Origin of the sequence: Desulfopila sp. IMCC35006, from assembly GCF_005116645.1 — a bacterium.
In the GTDB taxonomy this organism is placed as follows: Bacteria; Desulfobacterota; Desulfobulbia; order Desulfobulbales; family Desulfocapsaceae; genus Desulforhopalus_A.
The window spans coordinates 793,776-808,540 of sequence record NZ_SWCM01000001.1 but is presented as its reverse complement, the minus strand read 5'-3'; the positions used below and the strand labels follow the sequence as shown (position 1 = coordinate 808,540).

At 47.3% G+C, this 14,765-nt stretch carries 15 protein-coding genes; 12 read left to right on the top strand and 3 right to left on the bottom strand.

The features are described from left to right. Positions 1-90 precede the first annotated feature (90 nt). Positions 91-327 carry a hypothetical protein gene (locus FCL47_RS03570; protein WP_205747201.1) on the top strand — a complete coding sequence of 79 codons (237 nt, stop codon included), beginning with the start codon at positions 91-93 and terminating at the stop codon, positions 325-327. After that, on the top strand, positions 317-943 hold the full coding sequence (locus FCL47_RS03565; RefSeq protein ID WP_136812062.1) for an NF038143 family protein: 627 nt from the start codon (positions 317-319) through the stop codon (positions 941-943). The genes FCL47_RS03570 and FCL47_RS03565 overlap by 11 nt, the downstream gene beginning before the upstream one ends. Positions 944-1,046: 103 nt before the next feature. Here the strand turns inward: FCL47_RS03565 and FCL47_RS03560 are convergent, their stop codons facing one another. The 3 genes from FCL47_RS03560 to FCL47_RS03550 all read right to left on the bottom strand — a co-directional run bounded on the left by FCL47_RS03560 (position 1,047) and on the right by FCL47_RS03550 (position 3,901). Next, positions 1,047-2,255 carry an EAL and HDOD domain-containing protein gene (locus FCL47_RS03560; protein ID WP_136812061.1) on the bottom strand — a complete coding sequence of 403 codons (1,209 nt, stop codon included), beginning with the start codon at positions 2,253-2,255 and terminating at the stop codon, positions 1,047-1,049. Between the two features lie 92 nt (positions 2,256-2,347). Continuing rightward, positions 2,348-2,674 (bottom strand): PilZ domain-containing protein, encoded by a 327-nt coding sequence (locus tag FCL47_RS03555; protein ID WP_136812060.1) that lies wholly within the window; start codon positions 2,672-2,674, stop codon positions 2,348-2,350. Positions 2,675-2,986: 312 nt separating this feature from the next. Then, entirely contained in the window at positions 2,987-3,901 is a 915-nt protein-coding gene (locus tag FCL47_RS03550) for a homocysteine S-methyltransferase family protein (RefSeq protein ID WP_136812059.1), read from the bottom strand. Between the two features lie 393 nt (positions 3,902-4,294). Between FCL47_RS03550 and FCL47_RS03545 the strand changes: the two genes are divergently transcribed. The 10 genes from FCL47_RS03545 to FCL47_RS03500 all read left to right on the top strand — a co-directional run bounded on the left by FCL47_RS03545 (position 4,295) and on the right by FCL47_RS03500 (position 14,758). Beyond that, on the top strand, positions 4,295-5,122 hold the full coding sequence (locus tag FCL47_RS03545) for a crotonase/enoyl-CoA hydratase family protein (protein ID WP_205747200.1): 828 nt from the start codon (positions 4,295-4,297) through the stop codon (positions 5,120-5,122). 82 nt (positions 5,123-5,204) lie between these two features. Continuing rightward, positions 5,205-5,924: an enoyl-CoA hydratase/isomerase family protein gene (locus FCL47_RS03540; protein ID WP_136812057.1), complete on the top strand. Its 720-nt coding sequence runs from the start codon at positions 5,205-5,207 to the stop codon at positions 5,922-5,924. A 70-nt stretch (positions 5,925-5,994) separates the two neighbouring features. Next, the gene (gene gvpU, locus FCL47_RS03535) at positions 5,995-6,525 is read left to right on the top strand and encodes a gas vesicle accessory protein GvpU (RefSeq protein WP_136812056.1); all 531 of its coding nucleotides are present in this window, start codon (positions 5,995-5,997) and stop codon (positions 6,523-6,525) included. A gap of 178 nt (positions 6,526-6,703) precedes the next feature. After that, a complete protein-coding gene (locus FCL47_RS03530) occupies positions 6,704-6,994 on the top strand; it encodes a putative quinol monooxygenase (RefSeq protein ID WP_136812055.1) in 291 nt (96 codons plus the stop codon). A 533-nt stretch (positions 6,995-7,527) separates the two neighbouring features. Then, a complete protein-coding gene (locus tag FCL47_RS03525) occupies positions 7,528-9,402 on the top strand; it encodes a 4Fe-4S binding protein (RefSeq protein WP_136812054.1) in 1,875 nt (624 codons plus the stop codon). 2 nt (positions 9,403-9,404) lie between these two features. Continuing rightward, entirely contained in the window at positions 9,405-10,022 is a 618-nt protein-coding gene (locus tag FCL47_RS03520; RefSeq protein WP_136812053.1) for a molecular chaperone, read from the top strand. A gap of 73 nt (positions 10,023-10,095) precedes the next feature. After that, a complete protein-coding gene (locus tag FCL47_RS03515) occupies positions 10,096-10,290 on the top strand; it encodes a twin-arginine translocation signal domain-containing protein (RefSeq protein ID WP_167496344.1) in 195 nt (64 codons plus the stop codon). Between the two features lie 85 nt (positions 10,291-10,375). Continuing rightward, positions 10,376-13,174, top strand: a complete 2,799-nt coding sequence (locus FCL47_RS03510) for a molybdopterin-dependent oxidoreductase (protein WP_136812051.1) — start codon at positions 10,376-10,378, stop codon at positions 13,172-13,174. Positions 13,175-13,201: 27 nt separating this feature from the next. Then, on the top strand, positions 13,202-13,786 hold the full coding sequence (fdh3B, locus tag FCL47_RS03505; protein WP_136812050.1) for a formate dehydrogenase FDH3 subunit beta: 585 nt from the start codon (positions 13,202-13,204) through the stop codon (positions 13,784-13,786). Between the two features lie 90 nt (positions 13,787-13,876). Beyond that, positions 13,877-14,758 carry a formate dehydrogenase subunit gamma gene (locus FCL47_RS03500; protein WP_136812049.1) on the top strand — a complete coding sequence of 294 codons (882 nt, stop codon included), beginning with the start codon at positions 13,877-13,879 and terminating at the stop codon, positions 14,756-14,758. Positions 14,759-14,765 lie beyond the last annotated feature (7 nt).

The window sequence follows — 14,765 nt, the reverse complement described above, 5'->3', positions numbered from 1 at the left end:
AGGTAAACAGGAAGGTAAGGCACACAAGCATATTAATTCATTGATTCCGGGCGGGACCCCCCTTGTCCCGCCCGGTAATGAGAGAAAGTGATGAAAAAAGAAGCCAGCATGTTACAAAAGTGCACGAAATTCGCGGCATCCCTCAGTGCTTGCCTGGTCTTTGTGTATGTTTTTTTGCCGTTAATGACTGAATCGGTGGATGTTCTCAACAGGATGTCGCAGTATCTCGATGTTAACGGAATTGACCCAACTCGTTACTATTACACCGATGTCGAACAGGTCAAAGAGGCAGAAAACTACCTGCAGACGGTTCTTGATGAGCGATAAAAAGACATTTGCATCGATTTCTTCTGGGAAGAAATCCCGGCTTTGCGAGAAAAAGAAACTCATTCTTGAGTATGAGAAAGCCGCGTCACGGCAATTGGCATTGCATGTTATCGAAAAACCGCTGCCTCGAGTGTGGATGATCTTTATTCCGATTCTCTTTGTGTTCTACTTCTGGAAAGTAAAGGAGTATGAGAAAGGTCTGCAGGATTTTGCCGAAAACTATCTCATTCCCCGGCGCAGGGCGCTCGAAGCGGCCTGCGCAGCGGCAGAAAGCTGTTTACCTGTAAATGTGGATGTGCTGGTTAACCAGTTTGACGATATGCAGGAGACAACTCGCGCCTTGTGCAAAGAATGGTTGACCGTGCTTACCGGACATTTCCAGTTGCTCCTGAACGCTGAAGGCGACAGTTACCATAAGCTGGTGCACTCTGGATACCGAGACAAGTCGGGCTATCTGCAGTTCTGTCAGCACGCAGACAGGACCGAAACTGCATTCAATCTGGCCCTGCTAAAGACAATCGATGGCGACAGCACCGCATTGTGCCAGGTTACCGCGGCAATGAAAGAGGGCATGAGATCTTTGCAGAAGCAAAGTGCTGAAAACTTTTTTACCTGATAGCTACCGGGAACAACCACTCAGCCAGATTTCCCGGAGAAATCTTCAAATTAGGAATTGATGAAGGAATCGGACATTTGATGTGCAATATTAACGACCTCCTTCAAGACAGGTAATTGGCATATTTGACAGCTTCGAGGTAGCAGGATTGGATCTGTTCTTCTGTGAGCAGACATGTGTTAGAGGAGCTTTCGCGGCCAGGGGGCACATTTTTTTCAAAAGCCTGGGACAGTCGTAAAAAGGTCATGTAGATATTTTCTTTTCCCATCAAGGTATCCTTCACTGCAGCGTTGATCGGCAGTTTCTCCAGTATCTCCGACATCTGTAAATCCAGCATTGCATCGAGCAGGGAGAAGAGGCCTGTCATGTAGAGATTCGCGCAATCGCTTTCTGGAAGATTCGCCGCATTTCCCAGCAGTTCGCAAAATTTGGCCCGCACGAGGACCACTCGAACCAGTTCGTCGGGTTTTTCTGTGGCCAGTTCCGAAATAATGACCAGAAGACAAAAACGGCGCAGTTCCCTTTCGCCAAGTAAGGCAACCCCGTGTTGCACCGACCGCACTTTTTGGAGAAGGTAATAATAGGCTGAATTTAAAAACCGCAATAGTTTGAAAGTGATGGCAACATCTGCAGAGATGATCTCGCGCAACCGCTCCAGCTCGATTTCCTTTTTGGTCACCTCCGCCAGCAGTCTGAGTAAATTGAGCTTAACCGATGATATCTCCTTAATTTTGATACCTTGGGGTTTACAGAAAAAATACCCCTGGAAATATGAAAAGCCCATGCGGTTGGCGAGTGCAAACTCTTCCTCTGTTTCGACTTTTTCGGCGAGCAGTTTTACCTGGTGATGCTTGAGAAGATTGAGGGTGCGAACAAGAGTGTTGAGCGGGGTAAGTCGAATGTCGATTTTAACTATCTTTACCAATTCGAGTAGCGGCTCGAGTTCTCGGCGATAGACAAAGTCGTCAAGAGCGAGGGTATAGCCGTTTTCTTTCAGATTACGACAGATAGAAATTATATTTGGAGTAGGTTTGACATCTTCGAGAATTTCCACGACGATCTTCGTCTTGGGAAAGCTCAAAGGCAGGTTTTTTTCCAGCAAATCCGTGGTGAAGTTAACAAAGCACAATCGATTATTTGAGATAACGTCTATGTTGCCGGTGAGAAACGCGCTTGTCAATAGACCCGCAGTTGCTTGTTCGCCACTCACCTGACCAAGCATTCTGCCCGGTGCTCCGCGGTAGAGTAACTCATAACCGTAAAGCCTCTTGTTGAGATTCAGTATCGGTTGTCGGGCTATAAACTGTTCCATGATCCTTGGGCCTGCATGCCGATCTTTCCTTTGAGTGATTTATTTGAAGAAGACAGGATCAATTGTGCAGGTAATGAGTTCATCGCTGCATATTATGAGGTCTTTGCCCTCAGTCTCGCAAAATGCATTCTTATCTTCGTTTGATCCTCTGGCTCAACAAGTGTAAATTTTATGGCTGTACGCCCATCGTCTTCGACTCTCATCACCATGCCCCGGGCCTGAAAAACATAACTTTCACTGGGCAACGCTATGGAAACAAGAATCTTTTCGTGCATCGCCAACGGCAGGCTGAGCTGTTTGAAAGCACAACCTCCAGCTGAGATGTCAACTAATAGTGCTTCCCCGGCATCATCGGCAGTCTTGTAGCTCACAGGGTGATGGCCTGCGAGAAATCGCAAATCATGTCGTTTAGATTTCATTTTGACTTTTAAGCTGACCCTGAGGAAAATACCATGTCAGGGCGGAAGAATCCTCGGGGGCACGATATTGTCATGTGGTGATAACAGAAAGTTTCCGCATATAAAATAGCGGAGTTGATGCATCTACTCTTAGGTCTATCACAGGGCTCATCATCTTGCAAATACAAGACCTGAAATATGCACCAGGGAGGCAGAGGTGCAATACGGTGATGTTCACGAACCGGCATCTTGACAGTCAACCGTGGCAAATCGACTGACAATAACGCTGAAAGGGTGGGCAACAGTTGGAAGAGAAGGAGCTATTGCAATTCATTATCCCTGCAGCCTCTCATGCAGAATTGCGATATGCTCAGGTCCAATGCCGCAGCATCCGCCAATGATTGTCGCACCAAGTCGACACCAGGTATCAACGAAATCCAGATATCCTGCTGGATCGAGATCTTGCCGAATCTCCTCCGTGGTGGCATTGGCCAGGGCATCTTTCTGCATGGGCGGAAAGGCATTAGCGTACACTCCGACCGGCAGATTGACCTTAAGACGCTTGAACTCGTGAACTGCTGTGTCAACTGCCGCTGCCATGACTTCCGGTTGACTGCAATTAAAAAGAATGGCCGACGCACCGAACTCGATAACAGAATGTACCGCGCTGATAACTGTCTGATGCGAGCGAAGCCGTGGGGTCTTCTTTTGTGATTCCTCGCCATCCAGAAGGGTGAATGCAATCCATAATGGACGATCGTCGCCTGAAAGAGCGTCGGCAACCGCTTGAGCTTCCTCGAGAGAACTCGTGGTTTCGGCCAGCCAGAGATCGACATGAGGGCTCAGCGCATCAATGATTATTTTCAGCAAGGCCGGCGCCCGCTCGGGGATAAACAGATCAGGCCTGTATGAACCGAAGAGTGGCGGTAGTGAACCTGCGACTTGACATCCGAAAACCGATGCTGCCTGATGCGCAAGTTGACCTGCAAGGGCCGTCAACCTGGCTCCTTCAGCAGCAAAACGTTCTTCACCTATATGAAAAGGAACGACGGCGTAATTGTTTGTGGTCAGGATGTCACTCCCCGCTGCAGCGAAAGATTCGTGAGCTTTTCTGACGAGATCAGGAGCCTCGATAAGGGAAAGAGCTGACCATTCGGGCTGTCGAAACGGGGCTCCCATTCGCAAGAGCTCTCGCCCCATTCCTCCATCGAGAAGGGTAATATGAGATGGATGATGAGTCTTTTCCATGGCATGCCATCCTTGTGACAAAACAGATGATTGATATTTAAAGCCACACATTTAAAGATTTTCAACGCCCTACTATACACGTAGTTGTCTCTCTTCGGATAGCTTTTCCTGTAAAGTATTCTCACGGTCACAACAACCCCCCCTGAGCTCAAGGTACTTCCTGATCGCACAGATCGGAAGTGCATCCGGGCTATTTCTGCTATACTCCCGAATTCTCTTCTGCCAAGGGTCTTATCGTCTCTTGCTTGTTGAATTCTTCTCATTCAGGACCTCCTGCTGGCATTGCATATGCACTCCCCCCAAAAAAAACATAGTTGCCCGGTGATGATTATGGTACCATGCGTACGTAAACGTAAACGTTAGAAAATCATCCATCATATGTATTCTGCGCCCATGAAAACGACAGAAAATGTGCAGCTTGAAGTACGCGATACTATCGCCTATGTGTCATTGAATCGACCAGACAAACACAACGGCTTGGATGAGGACATGATGATCTCTCTTATCCGGACAGCTCGATGTATCAAACAAGACAAGTCGATCCGGTGTGTCATTCTCCAGGGCAATGGGCCTTCATTTTGTGCAGGTCTGGATTTTGGGTATGTGGCAAAGCACCCATTTATGGTCCCGAAATTTTTTAGTAAATTTCCCTGGTCAAAGGCAAACACATTCCAGCGGGCGGCTCACGTCTGGCGGGAACTGCCCGTCCCCGTCATTGCCGTTGTACACGGCAATTGTTTTGGCGGAGGCATGCAGATCATTCTGGCCTGTGACTATCGAATTGCCGAGCCGAGCGCACAGCTCTCTATCCTTGAAATGAAATGGGGGCTTATCCCGGATATGAGCGGCATGGTAACACTATCACGGCTCACCAGGGTGGATATTGCCCAGGAGTTAACCATGACCGGCCGTTTTTTTTCCGGTCAGGAAGGTGCTGAATATGGCTTAATCAGTAAGGTGAGTGCGACCCCCTTTGTCGACGCAGAAGCATTGGCCCGGGTCATCTGCGAAAAAAGTCCTGACGCAATTGCGGCGACAAAATTTCTGTTCAAGAAAACATGGAAGAAGGACACACGAATGGCTCTTTTATGGGAAAGGCTGACGCAGCTTCGCCTTTTTGCCGGAAAAAATCAACGCATCGCCATGTATAATGCGTTGAACAAGGAAAAAGAGCCAAAACCGTTTATGACCCGTGGAAGTTTCAAGAGGTTTTCATCGTAAAGCGTATCCAACGGGTAAAGATATGCGATCTTTTTGAGCTGAATCTTCAACCTGAAAATAAAAATAGAACAAGGGGTTATATATGAAAATCATTCAATGGGAAAAACAAAATGATATCGCGGTAATTACAATGTGCAACGAGGCCAATCGCCAGAATCTGGCATTTGCCGAGCAGATGAACCAGTGCCTGGATCAGATTCTCGAGGATAATACTGTTTTTTCCATTGTGCTGACCTCTTCCGACGAAAAGAATTTTTCCCAGGGAATTGATGTGGAATGGTTGCAACAAAAACTTACCGAACAGGATTTTGCTTCCATCAAGACCTTTATGTATGGGATGAACACTGTTTTTAAGCGCCTTCTGCTGATGCCTTTACCGGTAATTGCAGCCATCAATGGTCACGCTTTCGGCAATGGTGCTATTTTGTCCTGCGCCTGTGACTTCAGATTCATGAGAAAAGATAAAGGCTTCTTTTGCTTTCCGGAAGTGGATGTCAATATACCTTTTCTGCCTGGAATGCTTGCGTTTGTCAAGAAAGCAGTTCCTGAAAGTCTTTTTAATGACATGTTGTTATCCGGAAGGCGCCTGACTGCAACAGAACTTGAACTGAGGAATGTTATTGTCAGTGCCAGCGAAAACCGGCAAGAACTGCTGGAACAGGCAATGGCCTATGCCGGTACCTTTAAAAAACAACGGCCCATATTCGGTGAATTGAAAAAACGGAAGCATAAAGCAATCATCCGGGTCATTGACGAGGAAGATCCAGAATATATCGAACCGTTGAATTTGATGATGCGTTAGACTTGCTCTATATTGGCCATCGCTGTAACAACGTTACAATCTTGCTGTAATGTACTGCAAATGAGGGGGCATGTCTGGAATTGAGATTCGTCATACTTACCTTATAAGAGATGGAGATCAACCACCTATAGACAGGTACTGCAGTTCGAAATATAACGCATGGGAGGCTCACATGGTAAATGGACAAAACGTATCCACAACAGACGGCGCACCCTTGAAAGACTGGTTCCTTCAATTCCTGGTGAACCTGGCTAACAAAAATCGATTTGACCTGGAGGTAACACTCACGGTTGGGGGAACTTTGATCTCGGGAACGCTGGTAGGCGTGAGACAATACTTTGATGAACTCAGTGCACATTTTGCCAGTCCCTTCGATTCCGGAAAAAATTCTGAAGAGGTAAGAGAAACATTTAAGAAGATTGGTGATCAATGTAGTTGTGTCTCACCTTCAGAAAAGACCGAGACTCCTTCCTACATTCACCTTAAAAATGCGGTTTTTTCCGACAGGCAGGGCAAACCCATCTCTGACAGCTCAGGAATCTGGTGGAGAGGCCGGCTTTCAGAGGTGCAAGGTTTTACCCCAGGCAGATTAGTCAAATAAGGTCAGGTGATGAACGAGAATTCGAATAAGTAGAAAAAACAGGAGCACAGCACGTCTTATGCAAAGGTAGAGAGTTTTCCAGACAATGTCCGACATGTTTTGGGAAATCTTCTACATCGAGGAAAATGTCGTCAGGGAGGTATAATTTTTTATTGCAAAGGTACATTTAGGTGGAGTGATGATCACAACTATTATTAAAATACATCCCCATTCGAAAAATAAAAAAGAGGTATTGCAAACCATCAATAGCCTCACTGCGCTAACTCTCAAATCTGAAGGGTGCTTGAGAGCTGAGGTTTGTGAGGACGTGAATGATAAAGAAATCCTCTATCTCACTGCAGAGTGGGCAACTGAAAAAGACCGTGGAGAATATAAAAAATCAAAGTTCATGGTTGTGCTCTTCGGTCTTCAATACCTCCTTGTGGAGTCCCTGCAAATTATACAGTCTATCGGTATGGACATAATATAAGCGCGACGACCAAAGAAACGGCTGGCAAAGAAAAAATTCTGTTTAACAAGCCTTAACCTGACTCTCGTCAGGTTTTCCAGAGAACAATAAGCGGAGCTCACCTTTCATTATGTAATGATTTGCAGACGCTTGGATTGCCTGCTGTGGGGTGCTGTTGCCGGAAACATGAGAAAATTGCTCTGTTTTTGCTGCCTGTCCCCCCGCAAAGATTGATCTCGAAGGGTACCCTTATGGGGAATAAAAAAGTTGTAAAATCTAGGATGAAAGGGTAGCCTGAAATCTCTGCGTTGGGCAAAGTTCGCCCCGATGGTCGTTTTATTTTAGGAATACCTTAGATAGTAATGACTTATCACCATCACCTTGCAGCAATTTCTGTGTTGTAGTTTTCTGAACCTAACCCCGGCAATCGGGAAATAAGCCGGGATTCTTTTTAATACTCGCCTGTCGGGTGCTCAGTTGAGTACCCCCTTGAGGGGAGTAAGTGTCTTGGCGGGATAAATCCTGCGTTACACGAGGCAAAGGTTGAGAATTCCATGCGTAAACTCTTTTCTACGTGTTTGCTTGTCCAGGATGGTTCGAGTGGATCCGAGTTCGAAATTACCGAGGTCAAGCTCCATCCCGGTCAGGGGAAATATTTTTCTTCTGATCTGGCGGGCAAAAACATTCTCCTTGCCGGGGGCTTTTCTGCAAACACTCCGGATAGTAAATTCCCTTTGTCAGCAACGCTTCAGCTCAATCATGCCCTGACTACGTTAAGCGCCGGGAAGTTATCAGCAATAGCCCGGGCAGAACTGTTCCGCAAAAATAAGGTGCATTATCGCAGTTATACTGTGGAGGCTGATAACCGCGTCTGTGTTATCGGCGATAGCGCGGAAAAATTGAATAATTTTCTCGAGACCTACGGCGGTGTATTAGACATTGAGCCCTTGCTGGTAAAAGGCTATCACCCCGAAATATCGACGGCGACAGAGCTGAATATTTACAATCATGGACCCAAATGCCATCTTGAATTTCAAGTTCGCTCACCCATTAACTTCGAGCTATGCACCTACTGCGGCGACTGCGGTCCAGCCTGCCCGGAACAGTGCATCTCTGAGAGGCTGTTTGTCAATTACGATATCTGCACCTTCTGCAAAGAGTGTGAAAAGGTCTGCACAACAAAGGCAATTGATGTCCATAGTGTCTTGAACAAAGTTGCTGAAGTGCCTGCACTCATCATACTTGGGGAATTAGGGGTGGAGCTGCCGGCAGGGTTTGAAAACGTTTTTTATGAAGAAATCCTGCCCGATTATTTTGCTACCCTTTTTCCTTGCCAGGTTGATGAGGTTGTTACCTGCAACAATGCACTCTGTCAGTTTAACGCAAATCTTGGGCGTGGCTGTGACCTTTGTTTGTCCAACTGTCCTCATGCGGCAATAGTACAGGACTCGAGAGGAGTAACCGTAGATTCATGCAAATGTGCAGAGTGTGGAGCCTGTGTTGCCGCCTGTCCGACGGGTGCACTGCAGAACGAACGCTTTGATGATGCCTCTTTTGTCGACTATTTTCGCAAGGTGATTATTCCCAAAGACGGAACTGTAATAATCGGCGACGAAAAAAATATGCACCGTCTATGGTGGCGACAGCATGGCAAGAGACGCGAAAAAGTGTTGTTCCTGCAATACGACACGGTGCAAAGCCTTTCCCTTTTTCACTTCATGTTTCTCTTGAGTCAGGGCGCGAGACGGATCGTAGTTCTGGAAGACGATGGTTATGAACACGGCATATCCGCATATGAAAAGCAGATTGACCTCGCCAACGAAATGCTGAGCCGACTCTACGATATAGAGGATGCGGTGGTGCGTGTCAGCCTGCATGATTTCGATTCCGTCATGGCAGTATCACTTGCCGAAAGCTTTGGCAGTGTTCAGAAAAATTATAGTTTTGTCAACCGCAGGCACTCACTTGCAATGGCCCTTGAGGTGCTGGTTAAAAACAGCGGTCGCGAGGTAACCATGCGGCCAGAAGGATTCATACCTTTTGCCACTGTGCGTTGCAATACTGAACGGTGCACGCAATGTCTGGCATGTTTACACGACTGCCGCATCGAGGCCATGCGAGCTGACCAGCAGCAGCTCACCTTGAATCACCTGAGTGCCATGTGTGTTGGATGTGGGCTTTGTGTAGCTATATGTCCGGAGAACGCATTGACTATCTCCCATGAATTTACCCTGAGTGGTGACTTTTTTACGCCAACTGAACTGGCCAAAGCTGAACCAATGGCCTGTAAAAGATGTGGTAAGGTATTTGGCACCAAAAAGAGCTTTGATCGGGTCATGGCCATTTTATCCCAAAAAGAAACAGTTGATACAAGTCATTTTGAATATTGCGACACTTGCCGGGTCGTGAAACTCTTTGAGTCGGTATAATTATGAATGAGTTGAACGAACGGGATCTCTTTCGGGTACGTTTTCGCTTTCTCGATCTTATCAAATCTTTTTTCGCGGCGGAGCCTGATGCGGAAATGATGAGTCGCTGGCGCAGTATTTTTTCTGCACTCGCTATGGAGCAGGTCAGCCCCCGTTTCGATAATGCTGTTAAAGAAATTTCACGAGCCTTAAATAATAAAACGCTCAAAGAACTACAGGAAGAATATAATAAACTTTTTGTCAATCCCTTTGATGACGGCCTGGTGGAAATAACTGCATCGTATTATTTGAATGGCCGCAATTACGATCAGGCTCTTGTCGATATTCGCGGTTTGATGCATGAGGCGGGAGTACAAAAAGACGTAGGGGTAACGGACCCGGAAGATTCTCTGGTTGTTATGCTTGATATCTTTGCCTCTCTTATCGAAGAGGAAAAGGGCAGTAATGGGGAGAGAATGAGGCAACTTCAGGGGAGACTGGTTGAAGAGTTTCTTGAACCCTTCATTGAGAAATTTACTGTGACTCTGCAAGATAATGAGCATGCCGATTTTTATTATTTATGCTGCCGGGTTCTTGGCAGCTATCTCGAGCTGGAAAAGAAGTTGGTTGTTTCAATGTAGTTTTAGTTTGCGCTCCACCATCTCCGGAGTAAAGGAGCGTCCCTGAAGGATAATGGAAAGAACAGGAGGGTTTATGATGAAAAAAGAAGAGGATAAACGGCGTTCATTCCTCAAGCACATCCTGGCTGGTACAGCAGCTGTGGTTGGGATTGCGGCCATTGTCAAACCTGTGAAAGCAAAGCCTGTATCGACGCCCAATAACGTAGATGAAACACTTTACTATGAAAGTGAAAATTTTAAGAAATACTACAAAACCCTGCGATCATGAGCCGCCAGTGAGGTTTGCCGGAAGATTGATGGGTTAGAGACTGTCAGCCACGAAGAAGTTTTCTACTCGAAAAGGAGAAAAATCAATGGCTAGGAGCAAAATAAAGAAATCCTCTGGGAGCAGTGCGGTATCCACTGGTCGCAGAGTGACTCTCAATCCCAAGGTCGCCAGGCGATCTTTTCTTAAATTGTCGGCGGCGACTGCTGCTCTGACCGGGGTGGCCATGACCACCAGGATGACCAGTAAGGCCAATGCGTCCTCCGGCAAGAGCGAACCATACGCCGGTTCCGAAAAAATTAGAACAATCTGTACATACTGCGCGGTAGGCTGCGGTATTGAAGCTGAGGTGCAAAACGGTGTATGGGTTCGTCAGGAAATAGCTGCTGATCATCCCGTTTCACGAGGGTCTCATTGCTGTAAAGGTGCCGGGGCAATTGATATGGTAACCAGTGAAAAACGGCTGAAACAACCCCTGAAACGAGTAAACGGGAAATGGACGGCCATTTCCTGGGATCAGGCTCTGGACCAGATTAGTGCAAAGTTGCTTGATCTGCGTGCAAAGGATGGCCCGGATGCTCTGCATTTTAATGGCAGCGCCAAGGTCTCAAATGAGATGGCCTATCTGCAGAGAAAATTTGCGGCCTTCTGGGGGTCAAACAACGTTGACCACCAGGCCCGTATCTGTCACTCCACAACAGTAGCTGGTGTTGCCAATACCTGGGGGTACGGGGCAATGACCAACAGCCTGAACGATATCAGGCATACCAAAAGCATGATTTTTATCGGATCGAATGCTCCTGAGGCGCATCCCATTGCCATGCAGCATATCCTCCATGCAAAAGAAGTAAACAATGCGCCGCTTATCGTCGTTGACCCACGGTTTACTAAGCTCGCCGCCAAAGGAACCGACTATGTTCGTATTCGACCTGGTACAGATACAGCGTTTATCATGGGACTTGTCAACGCGGTAATTACCAACGGCTGGGAGGACAAAGAGTTCATTAGAACCAGAGTTTCCGGATATCCGGAGATGGCTGCGGTCGCCCTGCATTACACGCCGGAAGTTGTGGAGGATATTACCGGTATTCCAGCGTCAGAGGTTACCAGGATTGCAGAAATACTCGCGACCAACAGACCTACCAGTCTGACCTGGTGCATGGGGGGGACCCAGCATTCAATCGGCTCCTCTGTTACCCGGGCTTTCTGTATCCTGCAACTCGTTCTTGGTAATATGGGCAAATCGGGTGGCGGCACCAATATTTTCCGTGGTCATGACAATGTCCAGGGAGCAACCGACATGTGTGTTCTGTCAGATAATCTACCAGCCTATTACGGTCTTACTGATGGTGCATGGAAACACTGGTGTAAAGTATGGGATGTTGACTACGACTGGATGGTTGGGCGTTTTCCGGAAAAAAAATGGATGAACGAGAAAGGTTTCACTCTGGCCAGGTGGTATGAAGGTGTGCTGAATGAAGAGAAAATTGAATCTCCTACGCCAATTAAGGCTATGATTCAATGGGGTTGCGGGTCTAATTCGAATTCCCAGTACAACAGGGTGGTCAGGGCATTAAATAAGCTTGAATTGCTGGTAATCGTAGACCCATTCCCGACTATTGCTGCTGCGGTTACGAAAACCGACAACGTATATATCCTCCCGGGCACAAGCCAGTATGAAACGTCGGGTTCAGTGACGTCCACATCACGCCAGATTCAGTGGCGCAATAAAGTGGTCGATCCAATCTACGACAGTAAAGACGATTACCAGATCATGGAATTGCTGGTAAAAAAACTTGGTTTTGCCGATAAGTTTTATAAAAATATCAAACAGACTCCAGAGGATATAACGCGTGAACTAGGTTCAGGTTCTTTGACTATCGGTTATAATGGCCAGACGCCTGAGCGTATAAAAAAACATATGGAGAACTGGCACACCTTCGACGTTGATGATCTGCAGGCAAAAGGCGGCCCATGTGATGGCGATTATTATGGCATGCCCTGGCCCTGCTGGACCACAGAGCACCCGGGGACGCCGATACTCTATGATATATCCAAACCGGTTGCTGAAGGTGGTCTGCCCTTCCGTAATCGATTTGGTGAAGAAAGGACATATGAAAGCAGCGGTCGCACTGAAAATCAACTGGCCGCAGCAGGTGTTTATAATCCCGGTAGTGAAGTTGAAGGGGGATATCCTGAGTTCAAGGACGTTGTTCCCGGTACCAACTGGAAGACCGACCTTTCCCAGAAGACCTTAAAAGATGCCATTGCCCGGGGAATGGCACCGTTTGGTAATGCTCGTGCCCGTTGCGTCGTCTGGAATTTTCCGGATAAGGTTCCAATCCATCGTGAACCCCTGCATTCACCGCGTCCGGATCTGATTGCAAAATACCCGACCTATAAAGATTTGGCCAATCACTTCAGGGTCTTTACTAAGTATGAAAGTGAACAGAATCCCGATCTGGTAAAAAATTATCCTATTGTTATAACCACGGGGCGTGTTGTTGAACATATGGGTGGTGGTGCCGAGACGAGAAGCAACAAATATCTCGCCGAACTGCAACCGGAAATGTACGTTGAGATTAATCCACGTCTGGCCAATAATCTTGGAATTCGCAAAGGTGACATGGTGATAATTGAGTCCCCTGAAGGCGCAAAAATTAAAGTCAAGGCCAAGTTCTCAAAGCGTGTAGATGAAAAAACGATCTTTATGCCATTCCATTTTGCCGGCACTCTGATGGGTGAGTCCTATGTTAAAGATTATCCTGATGGACATGCACCTTTTACGGTTGGTGATCCGGCCAATACTGTCACCAATTATGGATATGACATAGTCACTCAGATGCAGGCTACTAAAGATGGTCTGTGTAAGGTCACTCGTGCTTGATTTACGCCGGATGAGGAGGAATAAATAATGGCAAGAATGAAATTCTTATGTGACGTTGAGCGCTGTATTGATTGCGGTGGTTGCGTTGTAGCCTGTAAGGAAGGGAATCATATTCCTGTTGGTGTTAACCGCCGCCGGGTTGTTACGTTAAAGGAGGGGGAGCCCGGGGAAAAATCCATTTCAATCTCCTGTATGCACTGCGCTGATGCACCCTGTATCGCCGTCTGTCCCGTTGATGCAATCTATCAACGCGCCGATGGGATAGTCTTGGTGAATAAGAAAACCTGTATTGGTTGCGGTTATTGTTTTATGGCCTGTCCCTTCGGCGCTCCACAGTTCCCGGCAGGGAACGTGTTTGGAGCCAGAGGAGCCATGGACAAATGCACCTTTTGCGCCGGCGGTCCGGAGGAAACGTTCAGCGATGAAGAGAAAAGACTTTATGGCCAGAACCGTATTGCCGAGGGTAAGGTGCCCCTCTGCGCCGGAATGTGCGCAACAAAGGCACTGCTGGCTGGTGATGCAGATGTGGTTGCGGATGTTTATCGTGAACGTGTCTTCCAGCGCGGTTCCGGCGCCAATGCCTGGGGTTGGGACAGGGCATATAAAAAATAACAAATAAAAAATGCCTTATGCATACCTGAACACCCCAGCCTTGTATGAACAGCAGAGAGAGGTTGGGGTATCCTTTATCTGGAGCTCACTATGCAGAAATTTTTTCGATGTGTGTTTCTGCTCACAGGTCTTCTTGTGGCAGGAGTCGTTGTTATTGTTTCCGCCCGGGAGGGCCAGGTTCTCGCAGGTCTCTCGACGGGGTCATCGGCCGATTATTATCAAACACTTATCGGCACAATCACCGGCAACTGGCAGGGATACGGCGAGCTGTTCACCACCCTGCAGGGCCAATGGTTCTGGAAAATCTTTCTGGTCATAATTACCGCAATTCCTGGAGTGTTTTTGCTGCACTATCTGGTTATCGGGGCTATGCATTTCGATCATGAAGGTGAGCAGATATTGTTCTTTCCTCTGTTTACAAGAATTGTCCATTTTTTTGCAGCAGTCAGTTTTTCTCTGCTGGCTATCACCGGGTTGAGTATGGTGTTAGGAGCATATCTCGGTGGCGGGGCGTTGATTCGAACAGCCAGATACGTGCATATTGGGGCGGCGTTGGTTTTTGTTCTTCCGGCATTGGTGATGCTTACCATGTGGTTCAAGGACATGCTGCCTCGGCTCCATGACATTGCCTGGATATGTATGCTTGGGGGCTATCTGAGTAAAAAGAAAAAACCGGTGCCCGCCGGCAAATTCAATGCCGGGCAGAAAATGTACTTCTGGTTGGCCACCGTTGGGGGTGTTGTGATGGCCTATACCGGTTATATCATCTGGGGGATGGGCACGACCGCACTGGATACGGTGCGTCTGTATGCCATTATCCATAATGGTCTTGGTATGGCAATACTTGCCTTCTATCTGGCCCATGTGTATATGTCGGTATTTGCCGTCGCCGGATCATTGCACAGCATGAAAACTGGATATAAGCCAAAAGAGGAGGTGGATATTCTCCACAGTCTCTATAAATATCAGTGAGTTGGTA